Origin of the sequence: Rhodococcus sp. P14 (assembly GCF_000256505.1) — a bacterium.
GTDB classification, from domain to species: domain Bacteria; phylum Actinomycetota; class Actinomycetes; order Mycobacteriales; family Mycobacteriaceae; genus Rhodococcus; species Rhodococcus ruber.
Genome location: NZ_AJFC01000417.1, coordinates 1 through 1,186, shown reverse-complemented (window position 1 = coordinate 1,186; position 1,186 = coordinate 1). Strand labels below are relative to the sequence as shown.

The 1,186-nt window shown below is 71.8% G+C and carries 1 protein-coding gene; it reads right to left on the bottom strand.

Annotated features, from left to right (window positions below):
- The coding region (locus OEY_RS0127770; RefSeq protein WP_010596979.1) for a bifunctional o-acetylhomoserine/o-acetylserine sulfhydrylase at positions 1-1,186 on the bottom strand (1,186 nt) is incomplete at both ends.

Here is a 1,186-nt window from a genome sequence, read left to right as displayed (position 1 = left end):
GAGTTGTTCGGCGGCGGTGAGCTGGGAGTGGGTGGTCGAGGCGGGGTGGATGACCAGCGAGCGTACGTCGCCGATGTTGGCGACGTGGCTGTGCAGGGTCAGCGCGTTCACGAACTTCTTGCCGGCGTCGACGCCGCCGGCGAGTTCGAAGGTGACGATCGCGCCGGTCCCGCGCGGGGCCAGGGCCCGGCCGCGCTGGTACCAGGGGGAGGAGTCGAGGCCGGCGTAGGCGACGGCGGTGACCTCGGGGCGGCGGGCGAGGAAGTCGGCGACCCTGCCGGCGTTGGCGACGTGGCGTTCCATGCGCAGGCTCAGGGTCTCGAGGCCCTGGGCGATGAGGAAGGCGTTGAACGGGGAGACCGCGGCGCCGAGGTCGCGCAGCAGTTGCACGCGGGCCTTGAGGGCGTAGGCGGGGGCGCCGAGGTCGGCGTAGACCACGCCGTGGTAGCTGGGGTCGGGGGTGGTGAACTGGGGGTGGCGGGCGGTGCCGTCGGGTCCGGGGGCGGTCCAGTCGAAGGTGCCGCCGTCGACGATGACCCCGGCGATGGCGGTGCCGTGGCCGCCGAGGGATTTGGTGGCCGAGTGCACGACGATGTCGGCGCCGTGCTCGAGGGGGCGGATCAGGTAGGGGGTGGCGACGGTGTTGTCGACGATCAGCGGCAGGGCGTGCTCGTGGGCGACGGCGGCGACGCCGGGGATGTCGAGGAGGTGGTTTTTGGGGTTGGCGATGGTTTCGCCGTAGAAGGCGCGGGTGGTGGGGCGGACGGCGGCGCGCCACTGGTCGAGGTCGTCGGGGTCGTCGACGAAGGTGACCTCGATGCCGAGGCGGGGCAGGGTGTAGTGCAGCAGGTTGTAGGTGCCGCCGTAGAGGTAGGGGCTGGCGACGAGGTGGTCGCCGGCGGCGGCGAGGTTGAGGATGGCGTAGGTCTCGGCGGCCTGGCCGGAGGCGAGGAGCAGGGCGGCGACGCCGCCCTCGAGGGCGGCGATGCGTTGTTCGACCGCGTCCTGGGTGGGGTTCATGATGCGGGTGTAGATGTTGCCGGGTTCGGTCAGGCCGAACAGGGCGGCGGCGTGGTCGGTGTTGTCGAAGGTGTAGCTGGTGGTCTGGTAGATCGGCAGGGCGCGGGCGCGGGTGTCGCCGCCGGCGGGCTGTCCTGCGTGGATCTGCTTGGTCTCGAAGCTCCAG